This is a genomic window from Paenibacillus sp. FSL H7-0442 (assembly GCF_038593105.1).
Classification (GTDB): Bacteria; Bacillota; Bacilli; order Paenibacillales; family Paenibacillaceae; genus Paenibacillus; species Paenibacillus polymyxa_D.
Window position 1 is genome coordinate 1,371,055 of record NZ_CP151963.1, and the last position, 26,244, is coordinate 1,397,298.

Annotated in this window: 26 protein-coding genes; 15 read left to right on the forward strand and 11 right to left on the reverse strand. The window is 44.9% G+C overall.

Features of this window, described 5'->3' with window-relative positions; genetic code table 11:
• Positions 1-102 precede the first annotated feature (102 nt).
• Entirely contained in the window at positions 103-1,962 is a 1,860-nt protein-coding gene (locus tag MHH57_RS06190) for an ABC transporter ATP-binding protein (RefSeq protein WP_069011103.1), read from the forward strand.
• Between the two features lie 22 nt (positions 1,963-1,984).
• Here the strand turns inward: MHH57_RS06190 and MHH57_RS06195 are convergent, their stop codons facing one another.
• Positions 1,985-2,899 (reverse strand): Ku protein, encoded by a 915-nt coding sequence (locus MHH57_RS06195; RefSeq protein ID WP_069011104.1) that lies wholly within the window; start codon positions 2,897-2,899, stop codon positions 1,985-1,987.
• 210 nt (positions 2,900-3,109) lie between these two features.
• Between MHH57_RS06195 and MHH57_RS06200 the strand changes: the two genes are divergently transcribed.
• Both MHH57_RS06200 and MHH57_RS06205 read left to right on the forward strand, forming a co-directional pair.
• Positions 3,110-3,349 (forward strand): hypothetical protein, encoded by a 240-nt coding sequence (locus MHH57_RS06200; protein ID WP_029516234.1) that lies wholly within the window; start codon positions 3,110-3,112, stop codon positions 3,347-3,349.
• Between the two features lie 52 nt (positions 3,350-3,401).
• Complete coding sequence (locus MHH57_RS06205; RefSeq protein WP_069011105.1) at positions 3,402-3,581, forward strand: H-type small acid-soluble spore protein; 180 nt, start codon at positions 3,402-3,404, stop codon at positions 3,579-3,581.
• A gap of 473 nt (positions 3,582-4,054) precedes the next feature.
• Here MHH57_RS06205 and MHH57_RS06210 read toward each other — a convergent pair whose 3' ends face one another.
• From MHH57_RS06210 to MHH57_RS06230, 5 genes are all read right to left on the reverse strand, one after another.
• A complete protein-coding gene (locus MHH57_RS06210) occupies positions 4,055-4,711 on the reverse strand; it encodes a 3-oxoacid CoA-transferase subunit B (RefSeq protein WP_029516236.1) in 657 nt (218 codons plus the stop codon).
• Positions 4,708-5,373, reverse strand: a complete 666-nt coding sequence (locus MHH57_RS06215) for a CoA transferase subunit A (protein WP_029516237.1) — start codon at positions 5,371-5,373, stop codon at positions 4,708-4,710. Before MHH57_RS06215 ends, MHH57_RS06210 begins: the two co-directional genes overlap by 4 nt.
• A gap of 41 nt (positions 5,374-5,414) precedes the next feature.
• On the reverse strand, positions 5,415-6,155 hold the full coding sequence (locus MHH57_RS06220; RefSeq protein ID WP_342434955.1) for an acetoacetate decarboxylase: 741 nt from the start codon (positions 6,153-6,155) through the stop codon (positions 5,415-5,417).
• 54 nt (positions 6,156-6,209) lie between these two features.
• Positions 6,210-7,394 carry an acetyl-CoA C-acetyltransferase gene (locus tag MHH57_RS06225; protein ID WP_029516239.1) on the reverse strand — a complete coding sequence of 395 codons (1,185 nt, stop codon included), beginning with the start codon at positions 7,392-7,394 and terminating at the stop codon, positions 6,210-6,212.
• A gap of 588 nt (positions 7,395-7,982) precedes the next feature.
• On the reverse strand, positions 7,983-8,513 hold the full coding sequence (locus MHH57_RS06230; protein WP_342434956.1) for a cysteine hydrolase family protein: 531 nt from the start codon (positions 8,511-8,513) through the stop codon (positions 7,983-7,985).
• 134 nt (positions 8,514-8,647) lie between these two features.
• Between MHH57_RS06230 and tsaE the strand changes: the two genes are divergently transcribed.
• Genes tsaE through tsaD form a run of 4 tightly spaced genes read left to right on the forward strand, consistent with a single transcriptional unit; the run spans position 8,648 to position 11,561 of the window.
• On the forward strand, positions 8,648-9,127 hold the full coding sequence (gene tsaE, locus MHH57_RS06235; RefSeq protein WP_029516241.1) for a tRNA (adenosine(37)-N6)-threonylcarbamoyltransferase complex ATPase subunit type 1 TsaE: 480 nt from the start codon (positions 8,648-8,650) through the stop codon (positions 9,125-9,127).
• Between the two features lie 3 nt (positions 9,128-9,130).
• On the forward strand, positions 9,131-9,967 hold the full coding sequence (gene tsaB / locus MHH57_RS06240) for a tRNA (adenosine(37)-N6)-threonylcarbamoyltransferase complex dimerization subunit type 1 TsaB (protein ID WP_341071779.1): 837 nt from the start codon (positions 9,131-9,133) through the stop codon (positions 9,965-9,967).
• A 17-nt stretch (positions 9,968-9,984) separates the two neighbouring features.
• The gene (rimI, locus tag MHH57_RS06245; protein WP_029516243.1) at positions 9,985-10,500 is read left to right on the forward strand and encodes a ribosomal protein S18-alanine N-acetyltransferase; all 516 of its coding nucleotides are present in this window, start codon (positions 9,985-9,987) and stop codon (positions 10,498-10,500) included.
• On the forward strand, positions 10,497-11,561 hold the full coding sequence (gene tsaD / locus MHH57_RS06250) for a tRNA (adenosine(37)-N6)-threonylcarbamoyltransferase complex transferase subunit TsaD (protein ID WP_023987471.1): 1,065 nt from the start codon (positions 10,497-10,499) through the stop codon (positions 11,559-11,561). The genes rimI and tsaD overlap by 4 nt, the downstream gene beginning before the upstream one ends.
• Before the next feature lie 546 nt (positions 11,562-12,107).
• On the opposite strand, the gene MHH57_RS06255 is transcribed toward tsaD, so the two are convergent.
• Positions 12,108-14,072 (reverse strand): ATP-binding cassette domain-containing protein, encoded by a 1,965-nt coding sequence (locus tag MHH57_RS06255; protein ID WP_209949684.1) that lies wholly within the window; start codon positions 14,070-14,072, stop codon positions 12,108-12,110.
• A gap of 270 nt (positions 14,073-14,342) precedes the next feature.
• Here MHH57_RS06255 and MHH57_RS06260 point away from each other — a divergent pair, with 270 nt between their 5' ends.
• The 7 genes from MHH57_RS06260 (at position 14,343) to groL (ending at position 19,702) form a co-directional block, all read left to right on the forward strand.
• Positions 14,343-14,996, forward strand: a complete 654-nt coding sequence (locus MHH57_RS06260; RefSeq protein WP_029516246.1) for a 5-formyltetrahydrofolate cyclo-ligase — start codon at positions 14,343-14,345, stop codon at positions 14,994-14,996.
• Between the two features lie 38 nt (positions 14,997-15,034).
• A complete protein-coding gene (moaC, locus tag MHH57_RS06265) occupies positions 15,035-15,523 on the forward strand; it encodes a cyclic pyranopterin monophosphate synthase MoaC (RefSeq protein ID WP_029516247.1) in 489 nt (162 codons plus the stop codon).
• 114 nt (positions 15,524-15,637) lie between these two features.
• Positions 15,638-16,120, forward strand: coding sequence for a MogA/MoaB family molybdenum cofactor biosynthesis protein (locus MHH57_RS06270; RefSeq protein ID WP_013309212.1), 483 nt, complete (start codon positions 15,638-15,640; stop codon positions 16,118-16,120).
• Between the two features lie 104 nt (positions 16,121-16,224).
• Positions 16,225-16,482 carry a twin-arginine translocase TatA/TatE family subunit gene (locus MHH57_RS06275; RefSeq protein ID WP_039269589.1) on the forward strand — a complete coding sequence of 86 codons (258 nt, stop codon included), beginning with the start codon at positions 16,225-16,227 and terminating at the stop codon, positions 16,480-16,482.
• 109 nt (positions 16,483-16,591) lie between these two features.
• Positions 16,592-17,359, forward strand: coding sequence for a twin-arginine translocase subunit TatC (gene tatC, locus MHH57_RS06280; protein WP_069011109.1), 768 nt, complete (start codon positions 16,592-16,594; stop codon positions 17,357-17,359).
• A 359-nt stretch (positions 17,360-17,718) separates the two neighbouring features.
• A complete protein-coding gene (gene groES / locus MHH57_RS06285) occupies positions 17,719-18,000 on the forward strand; it encodes a co-chaperone GroES (protein WP_007429271.1) in 282 nt (93 codons plus the stop codon).
• Between the two features lie 73 nt (positions 18,001-18,073).
• Positions 18,074-19,702, forward strand: coding sequence for a chaperonin GroEL (gene groL / locus MHH57_RS06290; protein WP_013309215.1), 1,629 nt, complete (start codon positions 18,074-18,076; stop codon positions 19,700-19,702).
• A gap of 98 nt (positions 19,703-19,800) precedes the next feature.
• On the opposite strand, the gene MHH57_RS06295 is transcribed toward groL, so the two are convergent.
• From MHH57_RS06295 to MHH57_RS06305, 3 genes are all read right to left on the reverse strand, one after another.
• Positions 19,801-20,478: a site-specific integrase gene (locus MHH57_RS06295; protein WP_342435164.1), complete on the reverse strand. Its 678-nt coding sequence runs from the start codon at positions 20,476-20,478 to the stop codon at positions 19,801-19,803.
• Between the two features lie 281 nt (positions 20,479-20,759).
• The gene (locus tag MHH57_RS06300; RefSeq protein ID WP_342434957.1) at positions 20,760-21,389 is read right to left on the reverse strand and encodes a maltose acetyltransferase domain-containing protein; all 630 of its coding nucleotides are present in this window, start codon (positions 21,387-21,389) and stop codon (positions 20,760-20,762) included.
• Positions 21,390-21,457: 68 nt separating this feature from the next.
• Entirely contained in the window at positions 21,458-22,831 is a 1,374-nt protein-coding gene (locus tag MHH57_RS06305; RefSeq protein ID WP_342434958.1) for an MATE family efflux transporter, read from the reverse strand.
• A 122-nt stretch (positions 22,832-22,953) separates the two neighbouring features.
• Here MHH57_RS06305 and MHH57_RS06310 point away from each other — a divergent pair, with 122 nt between their 5' ends.
• Entirely contained in the window at positions 22,954-23,844 is an 891-nt protein-coding gene (locus MHH57_RS06310) for an AraC family transcriptional regulator (RefSeq protein WP_340931626.1), read from the forward strand.
• Between the two features lie 372 nt (positions 23,845-24,216).
• Here the strand turns inward: MHH57_RS06310 and MHH57_RS06315 are convergent, their stop codons facing one another.
• On the reverse strand, positions 24,217-25,017 hold the full coding sequence (locus MHH57_RS06315) for a Cof-type HAD-IIB family hydrolase (protein ID WP_029516304.1): 801 nt from the start codon (positions 25,015-25,017) through the stop codon (positions 24,217-24,219).
• Between the last annotated feature and the right edge of the window lie 1,227 nt (positions 25,018-26,244).

Below are 26,244 nucleotides of genomic sequence, written 5' to 3' on the forward strand. Positions count from 1 at the left end.
AATGAACAATATATAGATCGAAATGGTCTAGTTCGTCTATATATTGCACTTTGGAGCGATTGGGATCGAATTTTGCAAAGTCCTGAATAAGGAGTGTGCATTATGGTTCACCTGCGATTATATATGACAAAGCTGTATAGCGTGAACGGCGGTGCGTTATTTCTCAATATTGGGTGTATGATCATTGTCAGTCTACTGGAGGGTTTTGGCATTTATATGCTTGTTCCTATGCTGGCGGCCATCGGCGTATTTGTCGGTCATTCAGGGATGCCATTTCTGTCTGATGGATTGGATCATTTTTTGCCGTTCGTTCCTAAAAGCTGGCTATTGCCGGGGATGTTGATGGTTTTTGTAGTGCTGCTTACAGGGCAGGCTTTGCTTCAGCGTTACCAATCCATCCTGAATTCGCGGATTCAGCAGCGTTTTATGCGTTCTCTTCGAATAGACGTGTACACTTCCTTTATGAAGGCGCAGTGGGCCTTTTATTTGCGTCAGCGTAAATCTGATTTTAGCCATGTGATGACGACCGAGCTGGCGCGTGTCAGTCAGGGAACAAATTTGCTTCTTCAACTGACTACAGCCGTCATGTTTACGCTGATCCAGATTGCGCTGGCTTTTTGGTTATCCCCCTCTTTAACCGGACTGGTATTTCTGAGTGGATTGGGGCTGTTTGTTGTGTTTCGCCGCTCCATTCGAAATGCCAAACAATTAGGTGATCGTACGACTGAACTGTCACAGGTTTATTTTGCTGGAATTACGGATCACATGAACGGTATGAAAGATATAAAAAGCAATCTGTTGGAAGCGGCGAATATCCATTGGTTTCGCTCCCTGACGCAACGCATGGAGGATAATACGACTCAATTTGTCCGGCAAAATGCGACCACACAGTTTTTTCATCGTGCAATGGCAGCTGTTTTTGTCGCTTGTGTCATATTTATATCGCTGCAGTGGCTGCATGTTACACCTGAAAAACTGATTGTGCTGATTCTTATATTTTCCCGCTTATGGCCTCGATTTGCTCTTATTCAAGCGAGTCTGGAATACATCATGTCTATGATCTCCGCTTTTGAAAGTGTCACCAAGGTGCAACAGGAGTGCGAAGCTTTCACAGATCCGTCATTGATTGCACTTGCATCCTCTGAGACTCGCGTTCCATCTGATCCATCGGTAGTCAATCTATCATCTGCATCTGAACGGCAACCCCTGTCCCTTCGTCATGGGATTGAATGCAGCCATCTGGATTATCGCTACGAGGGTGCAGCAGAGCCTGCACTGCGTCATATTAATTTGTTCATACCCGCCCGGGAAATGACAGCCATTGTAGGGAAATCAGGAGCAGGTAAAAGTACAATGGTCGATGTCCTGATGGGTTTTTTACGTCCAACTGGGGGGCAGATTATAATAGACGGGCTTGTTCTGGGCGACGAATTATTGCCCCAGTGGCGGCAGTCGTTTGGCTACGTGTCACAAGATCCATTTTTATTTCATGCGACTGTCCGCGAAAATTTGATGCTAGCGGATAAGGATGCTAGTGAGCAGCAGCTATGGGAGGCGTTACATTTTGCAGCAGCAGACAACTTTGTATCCAGACTGCCCGAAGGGCTGGACACGATCATTGGAGATCGCGGGATTCGTCTGTCTGGAGGAGAACGTCAACGGCTAGTATTAGCACGGGCTATCTTGCATCATCCTCCGATACTTATACTAGATGAAGCGACAAGTGCGCTGGATGGTGAACATGAAGCCGCAATTCAGGCAGCACTGGAACGGATGAAAGGTCAAATGACGCTGATCGTCATCGCTCACCGTCTGTCAACCATCAGACATGCGGATCAAATTGTCGTACTGGATCAAGGCGAGGTCATACAGCAGGGGAACTACCGCCAACTGGAACAAGAGGAGCGGGGGGCGTTCAGTCAGCTACTATCGTATCAAAGCAGTGTCACCGCCACCCCTTAACCAGACCTTTCTGTAACTCAGCTTAAGTTTCTTTACGTTTGGCAGTGCTTCTTTTCTTTTTGACTGGAGTCGGAGTGAGGTTGTCGCCTGCCACCGCCTGCTGTGCTGTTGGGGCTGCTGGTTTACGCGCAGGGCGTTTTTTCGCAGCAGGGCCGGGATCGGTAACGACAGGTTGCACTGCCTCGATGCTGGCCTGAAGGGCGGCCATTAAATCTACTACATTGGTCTGAGGCTGTGTTGGGGCGATTCGCACCTCTTCACCAGCAACTTTATGCTGAATGAGATCCAGCAGACGCTCGCGGTACTGATCCGTATACTTGGCTGCATCAAAAGGTGTAGATAGCTGCTCAATCAGCATTTTGGCCATGGTCAGCTCCTTCTCTTTAACCTCTTCCTGTCCGGGTAAGTTGGGAACTTGAGCAATGGGGCGGATTTCGTCCGGGTAAAACATCGTCTCCACCGCCAAACATTCATCCAACACCCGAATCGCCGCCAAGCTGCTTTTAGAGCGGATGGAGATTTGGGCAATCCCGATTTTCCCGGTATCCTTCATTGCATTCATGAGCAGCTTATACGCATTGGAGCCGGCCTGATCCGGGGACAAATAATACGTTTTCTGAAAGTAAATCGGATCAATTTCCTGCAAATCAACAAAATCCAAAATCACGATATTTTTATCCGCTTGTCCGCTAACTTGCTCCAGTTCCTCCTTGTCGAACATGACAAATTTTCCTTTTTCATATTCGTAGCCTTTTCCAATTTCCTCCCATTCGACCTCCTTGTCACAAACGGGACACTTTCGTACATAGCTAAGTGGGCTTCCACACTCCTTGTGAATGTAACGCATGGAAATGTCCTTATCCTCCGTAGCTGAAAACATTTTAACGGGCACATGAACCAGCCCGAAGCTGATCGCGCCTTTCCAGACCGTATGCATACCGCCAGTCCTCCTTCTCTTTAATCCGCATTTTGCATCCTTCGATTCCGGGCACCCCGGGATATGAGCATATGATTTTCACTTAGTATGCTTCGTATAAGTGATTGTATGAGGTGTAGATGAAGACTGCGAATTGCTGCCGCTTGCGCATGGTTACAGCAATTTTGGTACATAGTAAGGCATATCCGATTCAAAGGGGGTACACAATTTATGTCCGGAAAATCCTATCCTCGGCAGATCAGTCATCGTGTGGGTCAAAGCCATATCGCCTTTCGGGGTCCCGCCGCAGGCGAACAAGATGCATTGCCGCCCGAGTTTGCCCTTTCACATGGAACTCAGCCGCCTTTTCCCGTTGCTGTGGCTCATGTGGATTTGGAGGCTGTAGTTTCAACCTCGCCTTCCCATAGCTTTCCTTCATTGGACGTTGAACGACTTATAGATGAAGACTAGGTGACCTACATTTCTAAATTAATGCACCAACAATCAGCAGGAGGAGAACAGCATGAACGTGGAACGAGCAAAAGCCATTTATGATTCATCCGAAAATATTGCCGTACAATTGGATGGCAAACCGATTTGGATTGAGCATGTAGACGAAGCAAACGGTATGGCTACCGTACAGGTGGGCAGCAACCCCGGCAATACTCAAACTGTCCGTGTGGATCGTCTGGAAGAGCAGTAGGAGATGGGAACCAAACATCTGGTCATTATCCATGGCCGTGACAAAAAGCCCAGATGCGACGAAATGCTTCGTCTTATTAAAAAAGCACTGATCGCAGGATTGCGTTGAGTGAACGAGGAAGCGGCACAAAAACTGGAGCAAGAGCAGATTTTACTGACATTTAACGGTTGAAAATGATTTCCATCTGATGCTGAATCGAAATTTAATAGAAAGTATTGATGATCAGCCGCTTATTCAGACATTCTGGAAAGATAGTCACACTGGGCGTGCCAATCCCCACAACTTCTTTGCTTATCTTAACCATACGAAGGTGGCTGAGCATGTAGCGGATTGGATTTTACGCTCAAAAAGGCTCGCAATTGCTCGATGAGCAATTAGCGAACCTTTTTTTGTAATAACAAGTGCAGTCGTAGGGACGAATTAAATGCCAGACAAGTTAATTTGAAGATGCAGCTGGTTCCTTTCTATGACCTTCACACTGCAATGGCCCTCAAATGTGGTGAAACTATCAGTTTAGCCTCTGTTGCTAATTGAACGTCTTCCACCGTCAAACCCGGAGCAATTTCTTTTAGCATCAGCCCTTTACCCGGAATAACATCAATGACAGCCTTTTCGGTTACTATGGTCTTTACAACATTTACAGCAGTCAAGGGCAGCTTGCATTGTTCCAGTATTTTCGGCGCGCCATTTTTGTTCACATGCTCCATGGCTACAATCACTCTCTTGGCTCCAACTACCAAATCCATGGCTCCCCCCATACCCGGCACCTTTTTCCCAGGGATCATCCAGCTTGCAAGGTTGCCTTTCTCGTCGACCTCCAGGGCGCCCAGCACGGTGATATCCACATGCCCTCCGCGGATGATGGAAAATGAAAGTGCACTGTCAAAAAAGCATGCTCCTTCCATGGTTGTAACGTAGTTTCCGCCTGAATCGATACAATCGAGCCTTTCTTTTCCCTGAGCCGCTTTGGGGCCTACACCGAGGATTCCGTTCTCAGCCTGCAGCATAATATGAATGTCCTCGGGGATATAGTCCACTACCATTGTAGGCAATCCGACACCAAGGTTGACAACTTCACCACTTTTGAATTCCTGGGCTATTCTTCGAGCAATGAATTCTCTGTTATTCATGCGTTTTCACCCACCTTTACAATTGCGTCGACAAATATTCCGGGAACGTTGACATGATTGGGGTCAATTTCACCCGTCTTTACGTATTCGTCTACCTGAGCAACTACATACTCTGCCGCTGTAGCCATAACCATATTGAAGTTACGTGAAGAGCCGTTGATGACAAGATTCCCCGCTTCATCAGCCTTATGGGCTCTGATTAACGCTACATCCGCTTTGAGCGGGAGTTCGAGCAAATATTCCCTTTCATCAATTTTGATTTTCTTTTTTCCTTCCTCTACAACGGTGCCTACACCTACAGGTGTTAAAACCCCGCCCAAACCGGCTCCTCCCGCGCGTATTTTTTCAGCGAGCGTGCCTTGCGGGAAGAGTTGGACCTCAGCTTCTTTCGTCATCAGGAGCCTTCCCGTTTCCGGATTGGAGCCGATATAGGATGCAAAAATTCGCTTTACTCTGCCGCTTTTTACAAGCTTATAGATAGATAATTCTGGTGTGCCTGTGTCGTTGGAAACAATCGCAAGATTGCTGGCGGGATTGGTGTCGACAAGCGCACGAACCAGCTCCTCCGGAAAGCCTCCTGCCAGAAAACCTCCGACCATCACCGTGTCTCCGTCTTTGACCTTCTTAACTGCTTCTTCAGCGGAGATTACTTTGTTATTCATGGTTCCTTCTCCTTATATATATATTTTTAGGAAAGCAAACTTTATTGAAGATAATCGTAGAGGACTCTTCCATATGGAAGCGTTAAATCAGCAATAAAATATTTCCCGCCAATATAAGATTTAACCGGCAAATCTGCCACAGGAGCGTTGACATGGGGGATCAGGCTTAATCTGGCAGGCCCTGACCAGGCTCCTTTTACAGTAATGTTCTCAAGATTATACGCTACTAACTGAGCGATTTTGGGGGTACCGTCAACATCAGGAATTAACTTTAAATTAACTTGTGTTTTTGCGATGGCTTTTGCCGTTTCCTTTTCATCAAGAATGTTATATTTGAAAGGCATAGTTCCCGTGGCCACCAGGACGTTGTTATAATGCAATGTACCCGTCAGCGTCTCCGTCTCCTCAACGATCAAGCGAGGCTTTGCCCATTTTTTCGGAAATCCCCAGACTTCGCGTCCCCCCAGAATAGCAGGTGCGTTATCCAAATACATTTGGGCGACAAAATTGCAGGGTTCTCCTTGAAAAGTACACGGAATGACAATACCGCTTTCCTCATAACTTCCTAACCCGGATGAATCGGGCATCTTGATCCATTCATAGGAAACCGTATTGCTTCCATCCGGCTGAAGAGGTTCCGGGACCGCCTGTCTAATCGCAGCGGGATCGGTCTCATAGGTAATGATAAAAAATTCCCGGTTGATGAATCGGTATGGCGGGCGCCCGTAGCTGCCGCTAGCCGCAGGCATGGATTGGAGTGAAAGTACATCTTTTTGATTCATAACGGTCTCCCTTCCTTTTAAGAGATATTCTAAAATTCATCTTGAATACGCACTTTAAATGAGCGCATTTTCAACCAGCATCGCTATGCCCATTCCTGTTCCGATGCATAACGAGGCGATGCCGTAACGTGAAGATCTTCGCACCATTTCATGAACCAACGTAGCCAATATCCTAGCACCGCTGGCCCCGACAGGATGCCCGATCGCGATCGCGCCGCCATTGACATTCACTTTGTCCAGACTGACCCCTAGCTCTTTCACTACCGCTAATGCTTGTGAGGCAAACGCTTCATTAATTTCAAAAAGATCAATGGCATCGATGGATACACCTTGCTGCTTCAGAAGTGTCGAAATGGCTTTCACTGGCCCCATTCCCATATATGCAGGGTCAACGCCAACAAGGGAATAACCCTTGATATATGCCAATGGCTTTAATGCATGTTCTTTGCATTTGTCTTCCGACACCACAAGTACGGCCGCCGCGCCATCATTGATTCCCGAAGCATTCCCGGCGGTAACCGTTCCGTTCTCCTTAAACGCAGGTTTTAATTGAGAAAGTTTTTCTTTCGTTGTATTTCCTCTTATGTGTTCATCCTCTGTGAAAGAAATAGTTTCTTTTTTGTTTTTGATCATGACTGGAACAATCTGCTCTTCAAAAAGCTTCTTGTTTTTTGCTTCTACGGCCTTTATCTGGCTTTGATAGGCAAATTCGTCCTGCTCCATTCTTGAAATTCCATATTTATCGGCAACATTTTCTGCGGTAATTCCCATATGGTAATGGTTGATCGGGCATGTAAGGCCGTCGGCCACCAGGGAGTCTACCAACTCACCGTTACCAAGTTTGTAGCCGTTTCTTGCATTTCTTAGCAGGTAAGGGGCATTCGACATGCTCTCCATGCCTCCGGCCAAGACGATGTTGCCTTGTTCAGCCAATATTGAATTGTAAGCTAAAGCAACGGCATGAAGTCCAGAACCGCAAACCGTGTTTATCGTTGTTTCGGGTACATCAATAGGGATACCGGCTTTTAATGCCGCCTGTCTGGCAGGATTTTGTCCATTGCCCGCCTGAAGAACATTTCCCAAATAAATCTGATCAATCAAAGAAGGCTCTAATTTACTTTGCTGAAGGCATGCTGTCATCACGGTTGCTCCCAGTTCGGAAGCGCTTAGAGGCGCAAGGGTTTTGTTAAAAGAGCCGACCGCTGTTCTTAACGGGCTTACTAAAGCTACTTTTTTCATTAAAAACTCACATTCCTTTCGCTGTGTTAAAACACAATACATCCATGATTGCACTTCAATTGGTAATTTCCGCTCTTAACCTACGAGACGCAGCGATTGCAAGATATATTTGCATGCGGGCATATCATGGTGCCTAAGACAGTAAATGTGACGGTTCGATCGCCTTCTCCCATTGGAAATTAAAACCAGTTTTATCATAGTTCTAATGCAGATTTTGCTCAATGTCCAAATATTTACACATATCTATGTACAGATGTTTATAGGGTCATATAGGCCACAATAATTAGGCCATTCTAACGTTTTCTGTTATTTTCTTGTTTTTTCTGAAAATCATGATCATAAATTGAATTTTATGTTAAAAATGAAAGTTGCAATCCATACGTAAAAAAGTTTTCCTCGCAAATATCATCTAACTCAGCTGGAAAATAAAAAAAGCCTCCAGAATTTTCTGAAGGCGGCTTTGTTTCTGACCAATCTGGTCTTGAAAAAGCTAGGCAGGTTGCCAATCCAATTGAATACATTTGGAATTCCAATAAAAATGATGACGTCTTTGCGAGATAGTGAAAACTTGTGAATTGGATCAATAGCTCACGAAAAATGTACATCTGCTGTCGCGAGTAAACGCACAAAACGATTGCCAAGCAGCTCATTATGATGAGCTACAATTTGTTCACTGCTCAGCACCTTGCTATCAAATGTACTATGCGCATCCAATACGAGCACGTTGTTCTGGTATCCCAGACTATAGGCGCTTCGGCAAGTCGTGTCTAGGCAAAACTCGGTCTGCATCCCCGCGATTACGAGCTGATCGGCCCCCAGTTCCTTCAGCACATGGCCCAATTCGGTTTGGTAGAAGCTGTCCCAGGATGATTTACGGACAATTCGTTCATGAGGAAGAGGGCGCACCACATCGGCGATGGCCCAGCCTACACTGTTTTCCCGGAAATCCCCATCCGCTTCATCGGTATGCTGTACAAAAATCACCGGTGTACCTGTAGCTCTGGCTTTGTCCAAAAGCTGCTGCAAATGCGATACAACTTCCTGCTCGCGATACAGCTTCTCATCATACATGAACATCGCCTGCTGAACATCAATCAAGAGTAAAACGGTTTGTCCCATCGTTTCGTTCCCTCCCTGTGTGTATCATCTAACTTACAATAGCATGTCTTCATGCCTTGCGGCGACATAAGGTGAACTATATAATAAAGAACAAGTTGGAACGGTCCGATTCGGACGAAAGGTGATTAAAATATATGACAATTTCGCAGGAGCAGTTTACGTTCCGTTCTGTCTCAGAGGCACAGACCGGGTCATTGGCAGGTTTTTTGGCAGCCAAAGCGGTTCCCGGAACGGTGATTGTGCTGGATGGAGATCTGGGAGCGGGCAAAACTGCTTTTTCCAAGGCTTTTGCCAGCCATTTAGGTGTACCGGGTATTGTAAATAGTCCAACCTTTACTCTCATTAAGGAGTACGAGGGCCGATTGCCTTTGTATCATATGGATGTGTACCGGATTTCCCAGGACGAGGCGGAGGATCTCGGGCTGGACGAATATTTTTACGGGACAGGAGTATGTCTGGTGGAATGGGGTAGTATTATACCGGATATATTGCCGGAGCAGCGGCTTCATATGTATATAGAAACAACGGATGTGGGGGAGCGCTTGATTCACCTGACCGGGTACGGCGAGCCTTATGAACAATGGTGCCGCAGTTTGCGGGAGAATGGAGTTTGAACCATGCAAAGAGAGCATACAGATGTGAATGTAAAGCCGCGTGAGCGGTTTTTGACGTTAGATACAGCGACGACCGTGATGGCGGCCGCTCTGATGAACGGAAGAGAATTGCTGGGAGAAAGCAACGTCTATGGCGAACGTAATCACTCTGTGCATGTGATTACCGAGCTGGAACGACTGCTGAATGAAGAAGGGCTGACACGAGATGATGTAGATGGTATTGCAGTTGGTGTTGGACCGGGGTCTTATACCGGTATCCGGATTGCGGTGACTGCAGCCAAAACACTCGCTTGGGCCTGGGGTATCCCGGTGACGTCCATATCGACTTTGCACGCTTTGGCGTGGGGTGGTTGGAATCGCGGCATCGAGATGAAGGGACAAGAAGATAAAAATGAGTCTGTGAATAACGGTTCGTCCGGAGCGCAGGCAGCAGACTGGATTGTGCCTGTGCTGGATGCGCGCCGTGGTCAGGTTTACACGGGGCTGTTCGCCGTGAATACAGTTGACGACGTCGAGAGTCCGCAACGGCTGGAGCCAGATGCAATTCGCTTAATGATTGCTTGGACCGATGACCTGCTGCAACGGCTGGAGGCTTTGCCCTCTGAAGAGCGTCCTCCAGTCATTTGGCTAGTCGGTGAAACGACGGTTCACGCCGAAACAGCTGAGCGTCTGCGTGCTTGGAGCGAGCTTCGTATTGTACCTTATGAGCTGGAAGGAAGATGGGTTGGCCGCCTTGGGGCGGATAAGCTGCTTCGTCAGGAACATGACGAGCTACATACGCTGGTTCCTAATTATACCCAGCTGGCGGAGGCGGAAGCCAATCTGCTTCGTCAGCGCTGAAGAGAGCGGTGAACAACATGGCAAAGAACATACAGCGGGAAGAGAAACTTGAGTTTCGCTTGATGCAACTGGATGATATTCCCGATGTGCTGGAGATTGAGCATGAAGCGTTCACGCTACCGTGGACGGAGGAAGCATTCCGCAATGAGCTGACGATGAATCATTTCGCTAAATATATGATTATGGAACTAGACGGACAAGCCATTGGTTACGCAGGTATGTGGACGATTATGGATGAGGCCCATATTACGAATATTGCGATTCGCGAGGCTTATCGCGGACGCAAGCTTGGAGACAAGCTGTTGAATGAGCTGATGCAGACCGCCTCTTATTTAGGGATGGAACGTATGACGCTAGAGGTGCGGGTAACGAACCGGATCGCTCAGGGCTTGTATGAGAAAAAAGGCTTTAAGCCCGCGGGTGTGCGCAAAGGCTATTATTCGGATAATAACGAGGATGCCGTGATCATGTGGGCGGATCTTCCCGCGCATGGGGCATCCGGTGAACAGGAAGGAAGCGTGCAGAAGCAATGACGCAAGAGGAAAAAGCAGGTACAGGCTCCGCCTCCGGCGAGCCTTGCTATATACTGGCAGTGGAAACGAGCTGTGATGAAACGGCTGTTTCTGTCGTGAAAAATGGCACAGAGGTGCTCTCGAATCTGATTTCCAGTCAGATTGAAACACACAAAGCCTTTGGTGGTGTTGTGCCAGAGGTGGCTTCACGCAAACATGTGGAGAGCATCACCTATATGCTGGACGAGGCCATGCAAACATCGGGAATTACCCCTCGTGAGATTTCGGCGGTTGCCGTGACACAAGGACCAGGACTGGTTGGCGCATTGCTGGTTGGTATTGTCGCCGCTAAGAGTGCTGCTTTGGCATTCGGCAAACCGTTAATCGGGACGCATCATATCGCGGGACATATTTATGCCAATCAGTTGGAGCATGATATCGTATATCCGTGCATTGCTCTCGTTGTGTCAGGAGGACATACAGAGCTAGTGCTGATGGAGTCCGAAGGTCATTTTCAACTCATTGGTCGTACAAGGGATGATGCGGTTGGGGAAGCCTACGACAAAGTAGCGAGAGCCATTGGATTTCCGTATCCCGGCGGTCCGCATGTGGATCGTGTGGCTCATGAATCGGAGGAAGTGGTTACTTTGCCGCGTGCATGGCTGGAGCCAGATTCTTATGACTTTAGCTTTAGTGGTTTGAAATCGGCGGTGCTGAATGTAATTAACCAGACGAAAATGCGCGGAGAAACCGTTCATGTCGGAGCGATCGCAAGAGGTTTTCAAGAGTCGGTCGTCGAGGTGCTGGTGGAAAAGGCGATTCGTGCCATGCGTGAATACGGTGCGAAGCAGCTCCTGCTTTGTGGCGGTGTGGCTGCTAATCGCGGACTGCGTACAGCATTGCGGGAGCGCTGTGAGCGCGAAGGAATCGAGTTGCTTGTACCATCGATGAAATATTGCACAGATAATGCAGCGATGATCGGCGCTGCGGCCTACGCCAAATGGAAGCGCGGGGAATTTACCTCATTGGATATGAAGGCTGATCCAGGGCTGTCTCTGGAAGAATGGTCTGTCCAAACTTAATTGAAGAAGAATGAGCAAGACATGGCACAGTTGAGCCGTGTCTTTTTTGTTCCGCACCATAACTATCATAAAAATATAAATTCAAGAGGATAAAATACAGGAGTTTGAGCAAAAGAATGGCAGCATCTCATTCCCTCGCATGATTCGTCACAATGGTTCACGATTTTTCATAATCCATCAAAAAAATCTGGAATTTTGATATTGCCCGAATAATGATGTGATTTGTCAAGTTGTGAACAAAGTTATCCACATATACCGTTTCGAATGTGGATAACCCAGCCCGAAGCAAGCAGGCTAAGACTTTTTGGAGATAGCAAGTTGGGGGATATGTAACACCTTTAGTTCTTGTAAAATCTGTGGATAATGTGGATAAAAGGGTGGATAAATTTGGTTTTCATTTGAAAATGGCTCTTTATCAATAAAAAAATGGCCTAAAAGGCCATTTTTCAATCTCATTCATACACATAAGCTGTGGATAATCTTGTGTACAAAAATATAGAAGAGGAAAATGTGAAATTTTTAAGGCTAAGATTTTATGCAGTATGTTTATTCTTCTAACAGCTCTTCCCAAGAGGTATAGGTTTCAGTCAATTCCTGTTTACGGGTGTCGAGCTGTGCCTGAATATTCTGAAGCGCTGTGTAATCCTGATAAATCTCAGGTAGGGTCATTTGTTCCTCCAGCCCTAAAATTTGTTCTTCCAGCGTTTTGATCTGGTTTTCCAATGCCTCCAGCTTGCGTTGACGGCTACGTTCCTCGCTTTTGGCTTGTTTGTCTGCAGCATAGGTGGCGGCGCGTGATTTGGATGTGGTCTCGTCTGTCACGGATGCAGAGGTAGCCGATGTTTTGCCGCGTGCGGCCTGATTTGCCTCCAAAGCTTCCTGCGCAATTTCCTCCAATTCCTGCTTTTTAGCTACATAGTCATCATAATTCCCCAGGAAATGTTCTATCCCTCCAGGATGAAGCTCGATGACACGTTCCGCCATTTTGTTCAGGAAATAACGGTCATGGGAAATGAACAACAGTGTACCGTCATAGTCCATCAAAGCCGCTTCCAGCACTTCCTTGCTAAACAGATCCAGATGGTTGGTAGGCTCATCTAGAATTAACACGTTGGCTTCGCGCAGCATGAGCTTGGCCAGAGAAACGCGGGCTTTTTCCCCTCCGCTTAATGCAGCTACTTTTTTTAGTACATCGTCACCGCTAAACAGGAAATTACCCAGCACTGTACGAATACGTGCTTCTTCCATATGAGGATACTCGCTCCACAACTCCTCCAGTACGGTGTTGGCAGGGTTCAGGTTCGTCTGCTCCTGGTCATACAGACCGATTTTGATTTTCGTGCCCCAGTGGATGGAGCCCGCAGCAGGTTTAAGTGATCCGGTCAGACATTTGAGCAACGTCGATTTTCCGATCCCGTTCGGACCAATCAGTGCCACGGTATCTCCACGTTTTAAGTCGAACGATGCGTGCTGGAATAAAGGCTTTTTCCCTTCATATCCCACAGAGAGGTCACGGACCTCCAGTACTTCCTTACCTGACATATGGGCTGTTTCAAAGGAAAAATGAGCCTTTTTCAAGTCTCCCATCGGTCGATCCATACGCTCCATTTTATCTAACTGCTTGCGCCGACTTTGAGCGCGTTTGGTCGTAGAAGCCCGCACAATATTACGTTGTACGAATGCTTCTAAACGGGCAATTTCTCCTTGCTGCTTTTCGTAATGCTTCAGATTCGTTTCGTACTCGGCAGCTTTCAACTCCATGTAGCGGCTGTAGTTGCCTGTATATCGGGTAGAACGATGGCGTTCGATTTCAATAATCGTCGTTACCAGTCGGTCCAGAAAATAACGGTCATGTGATACAACCAGCAGAGAACCGGAGTAGCCGCGCAAATAGTCCTCCAACCAGGTTAGTGTTTGAATATCCAGATAGTTGGTAGGCTCATCAAGCATGAGGACATCTGGGGCGAGCAGTAGGATGCGCGCTAGCGCAAGCCGAGTTTTCTGTCCTCCGCTCAAGGTAGCTACAGGCGTTTCAGGTGCAAATGAGCCAAAGCCCATGCCGTGCAGCACGCTGCGAATACGCGTCTCCATTTCATAACCACCGTGATCCTTGAACCAGTCTGAACGACGTGCATAGCGTTCCAGCAGATCTGCGTAGCGTTTTTCGTTTTGAGCATTGGCCAGGTCAGCGATGTCCTGTTCCATTTGCCGCAGTTCCCGTTCCGCTTCAATCAGGGGAGTGAACACCAGCATCATTTCCCCCCAGATAGAACGGTCAGAATTCAAGCCGCTGTTTTGCGCCAGATAACCGATGCTGGTCTCCTTTGCCTTGAAAATTTGTCCACTGTCATAGGATATTTCACCAGCAATGATTTTGAGCAGGGTCGATTTGCCTGCACCGTTCACACCTACGAGTCCAATACGTTCACGTTCCAATATTTGAAGGTTAATCCCGTCCAGAACGGGCTCAATTCCATAAGATTTAGTAATTCCGGTTACTTGCAATAGCATAGCGTATCGTTCCTCCATTACATTTTGCACAGTTCTACCTGCTTTTTTCGCAGGTACCTTCCTTCCAGTTTACATGAAATTACCCACTATTGCACTGCTTTCACCCTGTAAACCCTTGAGCCGCGTGTAGTCAATTTGTATAAACAATGATAAACTTAAGCGAGAAGTGAAAAAGAATGAAAAAAACTTGCAACGTACAGCACTTACTGACAAATGGGACAATAGCAACGTATTAAAGATTATTGACGATTGTGCGGGAGGGCGGATGTGATGGATGTCTGTAATGTGAAGAACGCGCTGCGTTTGCAGCAACGGGAGGCGCGTGACTCCATGGACCCGCTGACAAGGCAGAAGGCATCGGCTGTGGCCTGTCGGCATGCAATCGAGGCATGGGAGCAGCTTAGAATAGACAGAAACGGAGATAAGCTAACCTTATTTAGTTATCTCTCTTTTGGCAGCGAGATTTCGACGACTCCCCTCATTGAGCATTGCTGGTCACAGGGAGATCGTGTCCTGGCTCCAAGAGTGGATTCGGTAACTCGGACGATGGAGCTGAGGGAGATGGATCAGAACGGAGATATTGTACCCGGCGTCTGGAACATCCCTGAGCCTGCTTTGACATGCAAGGAATGGTCGCCTGAAATGTGGACGGGAATTGACTGGGTTGTTGTGCCTGGCTTGGCCTTTGATCGTCGAGGGGGCAGGATTGGCTACGGCGGAGGCTATTATGACCGCTTTACCGTACAGGTAGAGGCAGAGAAGCGTAACAACAGCCACGTAGGTCCGCTGTATGTCTCGCTGCTACTGCCGGGACAATTGCTCACACAGGTGCCTATGGAGCCAAGGGATTTGCGAGTGGACGTGCTGTTTACTCTGGATGGACGCTTAGATTGTGATTATGCAAAATTGACAAATGATGAATGAAGTAAAGTTGGGTATGTGAAAGGAGCTGTGAGGGAGTCGTGGATTCCTTTACTCATTTTAACGAACAGGGACGTGCTCGTATGGTAGATATTTCGGGTAAAACGTCTACGGTTCGTACAGCAGTTGCCGTGACTCAGATTACGATGAATCCGGCTACATTGACGGCTGTAAAAGAAGGAAGAATCGGCAAGGGTGATGTTCTTGCTGTGGCCCAGGTCGCAGGGATTCAAGGCGCGAAAAAAACGTCAGACTGGATACCGATGTGTCATCCACTGGCTCTGACAGGCGTGAACATTACTTTTTCCGATAATGGACATGATGTGCTTCATATTGAAGTTGAAGTGAAGACCGAAGGTAAGACAGGTGTAGAAATGGAAGCTTTGACAGCGGCTTCAGCCGCAGCGTTAACCGTGTATGATATGTGCAAGGCGCTGCAAAAAGATATGATCATCGGCCCTACCATGCTGCAATCCAAAACAGGTGGCAAGCATGGGGATTTTCAACGGGAGGACCACCGGGAACCTTGACATAGATAAACATTGTCGCCGAGAGGGTACTGTGATGTGATGCAGGATGCAGCGTGGCTGTTTCTGATTTTCAGAAGAGAAAGTATTCTTTCATGATAGGAGAAGGGTGATCTTATGGTGTGGAAAACGGCGATCCTAACAGCCAGTGATAAAGGGGCAAGGGGAGAGCGTGAGGATACAAGCGCACAGGTCATCCGGGAACTCATCGAAGAAGAACTGGGCGGAGAGATTGTGGAATACCGGATCGTTCCCGATGAACCGGATGAAATTATTGCAGCTTTAATCGAAATGACCGATTATTTTCATGCAGACCTGGTACTAACTACGGGCGGGACTGAGCTGGCCATTCGTGATGTGACACCCGAGGCGACTCGGCGGGTCGTGGAACGGGAAGTGCCGGGTATGGCAGAGGCCATGAGAATGATCGTGATGCAGAAAAATCCAGCGGCTATGCTATTCCGTGGAATCGTGGGAATACGCGGACGAACACTGATCGTCAATTTGCCAGGAACGCCCAAAGGCGTGCATGAAAATTTGGCGGCGATAATGGACCAGCTTCCAGAAGCGTTGCTTATGGTGACAGGTCAGTTCCGGTAGAAGGCAGCACATCGTGTGTGGTATGATACCTATAAGAATTTATAAGGCCGTAAAACGGACAAAGATTCTTATTTTGTTCGTCAACATAAGGAGGATTACTACACATGCCCAATATTGGAGCACCGGGTTATATTTTGTTAATTATTCTGGCGCTGCTGCTATTTGGTCCGAACAAGCTGCCTGAGCTGGGTCGAGCTGTAGGGCGTACATTCCGTGAGTTTAAAAACGGGGCACGCGATATTTTATCAGAAGATGAACGGACTGAGCGTAAAGACAGCAAAGATAGTGTGGTCAAAGCATCACAAACGACGTCTTCAGAAGTTCAACCTCAGCCTCAGTCTGAGGATAAACGCTTGTCATAGATTTAGTGATCGATTCTTGATCTTGTACTAAACAAAAGCCTCTTCTTCAGTGAAGGGCTTTATTTTTTAGGAGGCGCTGCTGCGTTCCGTTCAGAAAGGAGGAGTGGATTTGACCCCATCAGAGCATGAAATGCCGTTAATGGAACATCTGGGTGAGCTTCGCCGCAGAATAATTTATGTGCTAATTGTATTTGTATTGGCACTGGCTGGTGGTCTGTTCGCGGCGGGTTCTGTCTATGACTGGCTTATTCGCTCCGGTTCGGCGCAAGCTTTTCAGTTAAACGCGTTTTCCTTTTGGGACGGGATTGGTATCTACATGAAGATTGCCATGATCATCGGGATTGCGGTGGCGCTACCGTTTGCATGCTACCAACTGTGGAAATTTGTCAGCCCGGGATTAAGGCCGCAAGAACGAAGTGCGACTTTGCGGTATGTGCCTTATGTGCTGCTTTTATTCATCATTGGGACAGCTTTTGCTTATTTCATTATTTTCCCGATGGCGATTCAGTTTACATCGTCTGTCACCAAAAGTATGGGATTACAGGAAACGTACGGGATCGCACAATATTTCACCTTTATGTTTAATATTGTACTGCCTGTAGCGCTACTGTTTGAGCTCCCCCTGCTTATCATGTTTCTGACGGGGATTCATGTTTTAACACCAATGCGGCTTCGCAAATGGCGGAAGATTTCTTATTTTCTGCTGGTGTTTGTCGCGGTTGTCATTACCCCGCCGGATTTTATTTCCGATTTTTTGGTGGCGATTCCGTTGCTGGTGTTATATGAAGTGAGCGTGTACTTGTCTTCGGTCGTGTACCGCAAGCAACTGCGTGCACAGGAGGAACGTGAGGCTCAATTGCGTGTAGCTTCAGAATAATAAGGCAGGACTTGAATGGCTCAGTAAATAATTTATTCGGGTCGCGCTTCATGGCAACTTGCAGATGATGAATAGCATTTGTATATCATGACTATGTACAGAGCATGAACAGTAGCGGCTTAGTCCCCTGAAAAATAACCATTAGCCTTGAGTTAACGGTTATTTTTCAGATAGATGGATATAATCGGGAAGGGCTGTCCATAAAAATTCCCATAAAAAATACATTAGGGACTTGAAATTCAATCCCAAGTTGAGTATCATAAAGTTGGTTGTTAGCACTGACGACTGTCGAGTGCTAATACATACAACATAACAACCAAATTACAGGATAAAACACTTAATAAGGAGGCTATTTTTTCATGATCAAACCTTTGGGTGAACGCGTATTGGTGGAAGCAATTGAGCAAGAGACAACGACTTCCTTCGGGATCGTACTTCCTGACTCTGCCAAGGAAAAGCCGCAAGAAGGCAAAATTATCGCGGTTGGCGCAGGCGCATTGAAAGACGGTGCCCGTATTCCTCTGGAAGTAAAAGAAGGCGACCGTGTCATTTTCTCTAAATACGCTGGAACGGAAATCAAATATGAAGGTAAAGAATATTTGATTATGAAAGAAAGCGATATTCACGCGATCATCGGTTAACCGGAACCCGGACAAGACCTGAATATAGGAATTGAAACAAATCATTCATAATCCATAGGGAGGTTTATCACAAATGGCTAAAGATATTAAATTCAGTGAAGACGCTCGTCGCTCTATGCTGCGCGGGGTTGACGCATTGGCTAACGCTGTTAAAGTAACACTCGGACCGAAAGGCCGTAACGTTGTACTGGAGAAAAAATTCGGTAGCCCGCTCATCACTAATGACGGTGTAACGATTGCAAAAGAAATCGAGCTGGAAGACGCGTTCGAAAACATGGGCGCTCAACTGGTTAAAGAAGTAGCGACCAAAACGAACGATGTAGCTGGTGATGGTACGACTACTGCTACTGTTTTGGCTCAAGCCCTCATCACAGAAGGCCTGAAAAACGTAACTGCTGGCGCAAGCCCAATCGGTATCCGTAAAGGGATCGACAAAGCGGTTAAAGCGGCTGTTGCTGAACTGCAAGCCATCTCCAAACCAATCGAAAGCAAACAATCCATTGCTCAAGTAGCTGGTATTTCCGCTGCTGATGACGAAGTAGGCGAACTGATCGCTGAAGCTATGGAAAAAGTGGGCAAAGACGGTGTAATCACGGTTGAAGAATCCCGCGGGTTTGCAACAGAGCTGGAAGTGGTTGAAGGTATGCAATTTGACCGTGGCTACATTTCCCCGTACATGATTACAGATACGGACAAAATGGAAGCTGTACTGGACAATCCGTATATCCTGATCACAGACAAAAAAATCACAAACACACAAGAAATCCTGCCATTGCTTGAAAAAATCGTACAACAAGGCAAGCCACTCGTTCTGATCGCTGAAGACATCGAAGGCGAAGCGCTGGCTATGCTCGTTGTTAACAAACTGCGTGGTACATTCAACGCTGTAGCTGTTAAAGCTCCAGGCTTTGGTGACCGTCGTAAAGCAATGTTGCAAGATATCGCTGCCCTGACAGGCGGTCAAGTGATCACGGAAGAACTGGGTCTGGACCTGAAAACAGCTTCCGTAGACCAACTGGGTACAGCACGTCAAGTGCGTATCACAAAAGAAAATACGATTGTGGTTGACGGTGCTGGAAACAAAGCCGACATCGACGCTCGTGTTAGCCAAATCCGTACGCAACTGGAAGAAACCACTTCCGAGTTCGACAAAGAGAAACTGCAAGAGCGTCTGGCTAAATTGTCCGGCGGCGTAGCAGTCATCAAAGTCGGTGCGGCTACTGAAACAGAATTGAAAGAACGCAAACTGCGCATCGAAGATGCTCTGAACGCAACCCGTGCTGCGGTTGAAGAAGGTATCGTATCCGGTGGTGGTGTAGCGCTCCTGAACGTATACAAAGCAGTTGCAGCTGTTGAACTGCAAGGCGACGAGCAAACAGGCGTGAACATCGTGTTGCGCGCTCTGGAAGCTCCAATCCGTACCATTGCTGCTAACGCAGGTGAAGAAGGCTCTGTAATCGTTGAGCGTCTGAAACGCGAAGAAGTTGGCGTAGGCTTTAACGCAGCTACTGGCGACTGGGTAAACATGATCGACGCTGGTATCGTGGACCCTGCGAAAGTAACTCGTTATGCATTGCAAAACGCTGCTTCCGTAGCAGCAATGTTCCTGACTACCGAAGCGGTTATCGCTGACAAGCCAGAACCAGAAAAGGCTGCAATGCCTGACATGGGCGGCATGGGTGGAATGGGCGGCATGATGTAATTAGGGCCTCAAAACCCTGTAATACCGCTATTTAAAGGGCTCCCGAGAGGGAGCCCTTTTCTATAAAATCACATAAAAATCACATTCTCTGCAACGAGTCAGATTTGAAGGATGTCTGAGAAGTGATTTTTAATCTTCGCATTGGCATTTTTCTTCATTTTCTCCGTAACGTGCGTATAGACTTTCAATGTCGTTTTTGCGTCATCATGACCAACTCGCTTCATGATCGTTTTGAGATCAACTTCAGCTTCAGTCAGCATCGATATGTGAGTGTGCCGAAAAATGTGAGGAGTAGCTTTCTTTGTAATTGAGGTTTTCTTGAGAATACGTTCCATACGGATTAATATATTTTTTTGAATGAGTGGGTAGCCGTTCTTGTGAGCAAAAACAAAGTTGTTTTCATGATAATCATCAAATAATTTCTTGTATTCAAGTCTGAGAGCTTGTTGTTTAACAATGTGGCTTTGTAACAAATTCATAACGTTATCAATTATATTAAATTTACGAATAGATCCTGTAGATTTGGGTGGAGTTAGAGTGTATTTACGCATATTATTATCAGGATTGTAAAGTGTCTTGGTTATTCGTAACTTATTTAATTCAAAGTTAAAGTCCATATCTTTTAAAGCACAGAGTTCCACAGATCGTATCCCTGAAAAGGCAAGCAAGTGAAAGATTTCAATGTCATCAGCTTGTTCAAGATGAAGGATGCTATATTCAACGAATATTTCTAAATACTTATTAACTGTAAATTGACGTTTTGCTTCGCTAATAATGCATTGTTATTAATTTGATACGATATGCTGATCATTTTGATGCGCATCTTCATTAAAGTAATGTTCAAACTGTTTTTGCATTTTATCGGCTACCAAGTGAGTGTGGCGTGAATGCACAATTGCTGTAATGACAAAATAAAGGGAAACTATTGTAAGAAAAAAATAAATTATATTCATCGAAAAACTCCTCTCCGGAAGGTAGATGATCGAAGATGGTATGGTTCCATTTGACTTTATGTGAGCCGTATTTTTATTCTATAAAACTTACTGGTCACTTTTTCTTACCATTCAACTTGATCAAAACGCATGTCTTTATAGTAAAACTCTCTATCATGATCCGTAATCTCCCGAAGAACTCTGCATGGATTTCCAACAGCTATTACATTCGCCGGGATATCCTTAGTTACCACACTACCAGCACCAATTACACTTCCTTTGCCAATCGTGACTCCTGGAACAACAATCGCTCCGCTCCCGATCCATGCCCCATTCTCAATGGCCACTGGTAATGCAAACATCCCGCCTTCTTTGCGCTTTTCTGGATGTACAGGATGATTCGTTACAGCAATCGTTACATTCGGGCCAAACATGACATCATTACCAATCGTAACTTTATAGTCGTCAACCACGGTTAGATTGAAATTGATATATACATTATTTCCTACGGTCGTATTTGAACCATAAGACATGCGAATGGGCGGCTCCATCCATACATTTTCTCCAATGCTTCCAAAAAGTTGTTTCATTAACGTTTTGCGCATTTCAACATCATCTGGATGCAAATTATTAATTTCATAGCATATTGCCTTACCACGCTGGCGTGCTTTTGCCAACTCTGCAGCCTCTTTCGGATAATTAGCATCGTGATCTGTAAATAATTGTTTGCTGGTCATTCTTTCTTGGATATTCATGCCACATTCTCCTTTATACATGCTTATATTTATTAGAGTAAATTGCAAAACCTTATTTATGATCAGGTTTATGCAAAGTTTCTAGTGATGTTGTTAAGCCATTTAAACTGTCGATATCGAATAAAAGCAATGGGAAGTTTAATCATCTCGTCTAGGCTGATGACGATATATAAGAAAATGGGGGGGACTTGCCAAACAAAAGCACATAGGTAACTAAGCGGTAGAATAATAAGCCACATGACGACAGTATCGCACCAAAATCCAAATTTAGAATCCCCACCAGCCGTGAATATACCCGCTATAGTTGTGGAGTTAAACGATTTGGCTATACAATAATACGCACTAATGTAAAGCATCCCATCTAGGTAACTTTGAGCAGTTGGATTCAAATTGACGATAGAGTATACCAATGGTTTAATGAACAGAATCGTGCAGCCTGCAATGACTCCAAATATCAAAGCATAAAAGCACATTTGGTTGCCCGCATGCTTTGCTTTCTCGATTTCACCCTGTCCCAAATACTTCCCAACAAGTACAGAGCCCCCAGTAGCGATGCCTCCACAGAGAACCACTGCTAGATTTTTAACTACAGACGCTATGGAATTTGCGGCTACCAGATCGGAGTTCACATGTCCAATAATTGCAGCAGTAGCGGTAAGAGCTCCTCCCCAAACCATATAATTCCCCTGTACAGGCAGAGTATATTTTAGGAAATCTTTTAATAAATTACGTTGAATGCCGTCACGTACAGGCAAACGAAAACGAATGGATCCCTTGGTTATGGAATGAATCACACAACACGCTAGTTCAACAATCCGTCCTAAAACCGTGGCAAGAGCTACGGCTGAAATGGCCAGTTCGGGCCTTGATGGGAATAAAATAAAAATGCAAATGGCATTGAAGAAAATGTTCAAAATCAAACATAAGGAACTAATCAACGCACTAAGTTTTGCATTTTCCATACTTCTAATCACACTGAGATACATCTGCGATATTCCCATCACAAGATAAGAAAAGGAATTCATTTGTAAAAACCTTGAGCCGAATCGAATCAGTTCTGCATCATTGGTGAATAAACGCATAAGTGTACCCGGAAGAAAGAAGGAAGATAAAAAAAACAAAATGGAGACACAAAAGGAGAACATGCAAGCGATACTAAGAATGCGCTGTATGGTTGAAGTATCCTTTTTCCCCCAGTATTGCGCAGTGAGGATACTTGCCCCCGCTGACATTCCCATATAAAACAATGTTAATGCAAAAGTAATTTGCCCTGCGAGTGATACAGCTGACATTGCGGATTGACTAATCATGCCCAGCATAACTACATCAACGGATATCACAGTTGCTGATATTAAATTTTGTAATGCAATGGGAATGACGAGCGTCATTAACTCCCGATTAAAATCACGATTAGATCCTTTGAGTTGTATGCGGTTTCTCACCTATCTCCTGTCCTCCCCCACTGATCTACACAATATAAGGATAGGATAATATCATTGTTGTTTCCATTAATATTGGCTATAATTTTATAAAAATCGTATATTTACAAAGGGGGGGCTCTTTGATGACAAATTTAGAGGTGTTTTCTGATTTATCAGAACGTTTGAATTATAATCTTCCTGATTTACCGCTTTATGTCCGAAAGGGAAGCCTTCATCAATTTAACAATTATGCAGCAGTAGCGCATTGGCATTTGGACATAGAGTTTATCTACATATTACAAGGATCGATGGATTTCTCTGTGAATGGAAGTATCACTCGATTGCATCAAGGGGATGGACTTTTTGTGAATAGCCAACGTTTGCATTTCGGCTATTCTCTTGCAGACCATAAAGATTGTTTATTCCTTGTCGTCGTCATTCATCCCTCTATCCTTGGTGAGAAGCCTTCATTTATTCAAACATACTGGGGGGAAAAGTTTAGTTTAATGATGGCTGATTTTGTTGTACTTACAGATCAGGTTGATTGGCAGCAAAGAATATTACTGTCCATTCAAGAAATCTATCAGGAAATGCATAAGGACCATACTCCTCCAAATCCGCTTCGTCTGGCATCACAAGCTTTATCTTTGTGTGCAACAATAGGGGATCATTTGCAACCCATTTCTGGGCAACCTGGAGTATTGACGCATGTTCAAGAAATGACGCGTTTCATTCATCAAAACTATGATCAAAAAATAACTCTTGAGGAGATCGCTTACGCAGGAGCCGTTTGCAGAAGCCGTTGCTGTACATTATTTAACAAGTATGTGGGCCAGACACCCAACAATTATGTCACTCAATATCGTCTTCAAAAAAGTTGCGAAATGTTAAAAGAAACACGAAGATCCATAAGTGAAATTGCACTTGCCTGCGGTTTTCAAAGTGCTAGTTATTTTTCATCCATTTTTCGTAAACAGATGGGTGTAGTTCCGCAAAATTATCGAAAACAAGTTTCGAATAACGATTCAACTTGAATGGAAGTAATACAAACCGATTTGAAATAATCTGGATTACAACAGTCTTCCAATCAAATATTATTTTTTCAAAAGCGTATTATAGAAATTCAAACAATAAGGAGTACGGACTTTACGTAGAGGAACAACCTGTTTTTTTCACGGAGAGCGCTAACATGCCAGCGTCTTTTTAGATATTTTGGGGCAACATATCCCGCAAAAATTTCATTCTTTATTGATACATGTGATGAGTCTGCTCATAAATCATTTCTTTTTCGGTACATAATAACCATTGGAAGTGCCTGTTTCTGCAACTCAAATGATAAAAGAGCGGGGCAATCACACCATTGCCCCGCTCTTTTACATAATGCAATACCAGTTGACAGACAAGGATCACTGCAAATCCAGTATTTTTTGAATCGTGAGAAGAACACCATTTTCTTCGTTTGACTTAGTAATAAAGTTTGCTGCCTTTTTAGTATTTTCACAAGCATTACTCACTGCAAAACTGTATTTCGCGATTGCCATGAGTTCCACATCATTCTCGCCGTCACCAAATGACATTGTTTCCTCGTATGTGACGCCCAACATTTCTTGCAGTTTCTTTACTGTCTCACCTTTATGCGTATGCAATGCCGTGATATCCAGCCATCTAGCTTCTGAATCAACAATATAAATTTGTCCACCCAACGTATTCTCAACATGCGCTCTTAATGCTGTACTTCGTCCCTCCGTGTCGAAGACCGTAATTTTGATAAAACAGCTATCTATGTTTGCAAAGGAGTCTGTTTTTAATACACGTTCATAGGAGCCTTTAACAACGTTATACATATCTTCTGAAATGGAAGAATGAACGTACGCAGCATCACTAGCACATACAATAAGTGTCATATTGTTGTCGAAGTCTTGAATTTGATCAATCGCCTGTAGAGCTAGATCTCGATCAATACTAAACTCTTTAACTACTTGGCCATCTTTTTTAATTCGAGCAGCACTGTCACCCAATATCCAAACTCCCTTGCCATGTTCGTCAAACAATTTTTCAACACGTTCACATTGTTTACCTGTACATGCGACAAATGTGACTTCTTTTTGCTGCATCTCTGCATAAACTTTTTTGAAAAGTTCGACATCGTACAAACTTTTATTGTTCAGAAATGTTCCGTCTAGATCAGTGACTACAAGTTTAATCATACTTATTACCCCCCTGTTTTTTGTTGGTCTTGTTTATCCTTCTGATTGCAATGATCGACGTATTTCACTTGCATGTTCTCCACCAGAATTTGAACTTTTGCGAATATACAATTGCGCTAATGATAAAATACGAACCCATCAAAACGCACGTGGTCAATATATCCACCTAATATTCCCATCAAATTCGCCTCCTGTGAAATTCATAAAACTCTTTTTTTAAATACTTTATAATGGACATTTAAAATGTCTTTAAAAAAATTCAAAACGAGTTGGTCACATGCTTATCTATGATCTCTCGCTACAAAACAAGATTAAAATATGTAACTGGTTTCATGTCAATAAATTAATTTCAGTACATTTTTCCAAGTTGCCAAGCCACAATTATGATATGTGATCGTTAAAATGCCAGCTGTTTAGGAAGAGGTATTTTAGAGAATATAAGAAGGAAATTGTTGATGAGGCCGATATGTGGTGAATATTTCGTTATTTGAATCACAAAAAATCACATAAAAAATCCTGAAAATTAAATTGAATAAGGTTGTATAGGGATATTCAAAAAGTAATTCAATTGGGTTAGTTAGAAAAGCCTTACAACCTTTTTTCTAACTACACAACTACTACGTGGGTATATACCATTTGTGTATCCTCTTAAAAATCAGCTCGTGGAAGATCCATAGTGTACTTATATTAAGTGAACTAGTGTAAATGAAAACGGAGTACCTTGATAGTAAAAATACCCACTAGGTAGATACTACATAGTGGGTCTATTAAGATTAGACCAAAGACTTCACCTATATGTCTACATGGAAAGGGGAGGGGATAGGAAGCTTAGATTAAACAGTCTCTTTCAATATATTACGAAAAAAATCACTTTTGTATGGCTTTTTCTTCGGTTAGGGTTTTCATGAGTTGTGAAATGCAGCTTTGTGCTACGCCAAGTAATTTTGCATATTCAATTTGAGTTGAATTAGGTAGTTTTTGTATTAATTGTTCTAGCTGATTTGACCGCCGTCGACCGTTCGGCAGGAATGGGGGCAAAGATCATGCTGATGCCTTGTGCGGTGCTTGTGTTAGTCACCATCATTATATGGTTTGGCACCCGTCGCACCGGTCCTGGACTGACACCACAGAACATCGCTTCAGTCAAGACGGACACAATAAAATTAGACGATTGATGAAGCTAATTGAATAAGTCCGTTAACAAAGAGGGTACTGCACTCCAGATTT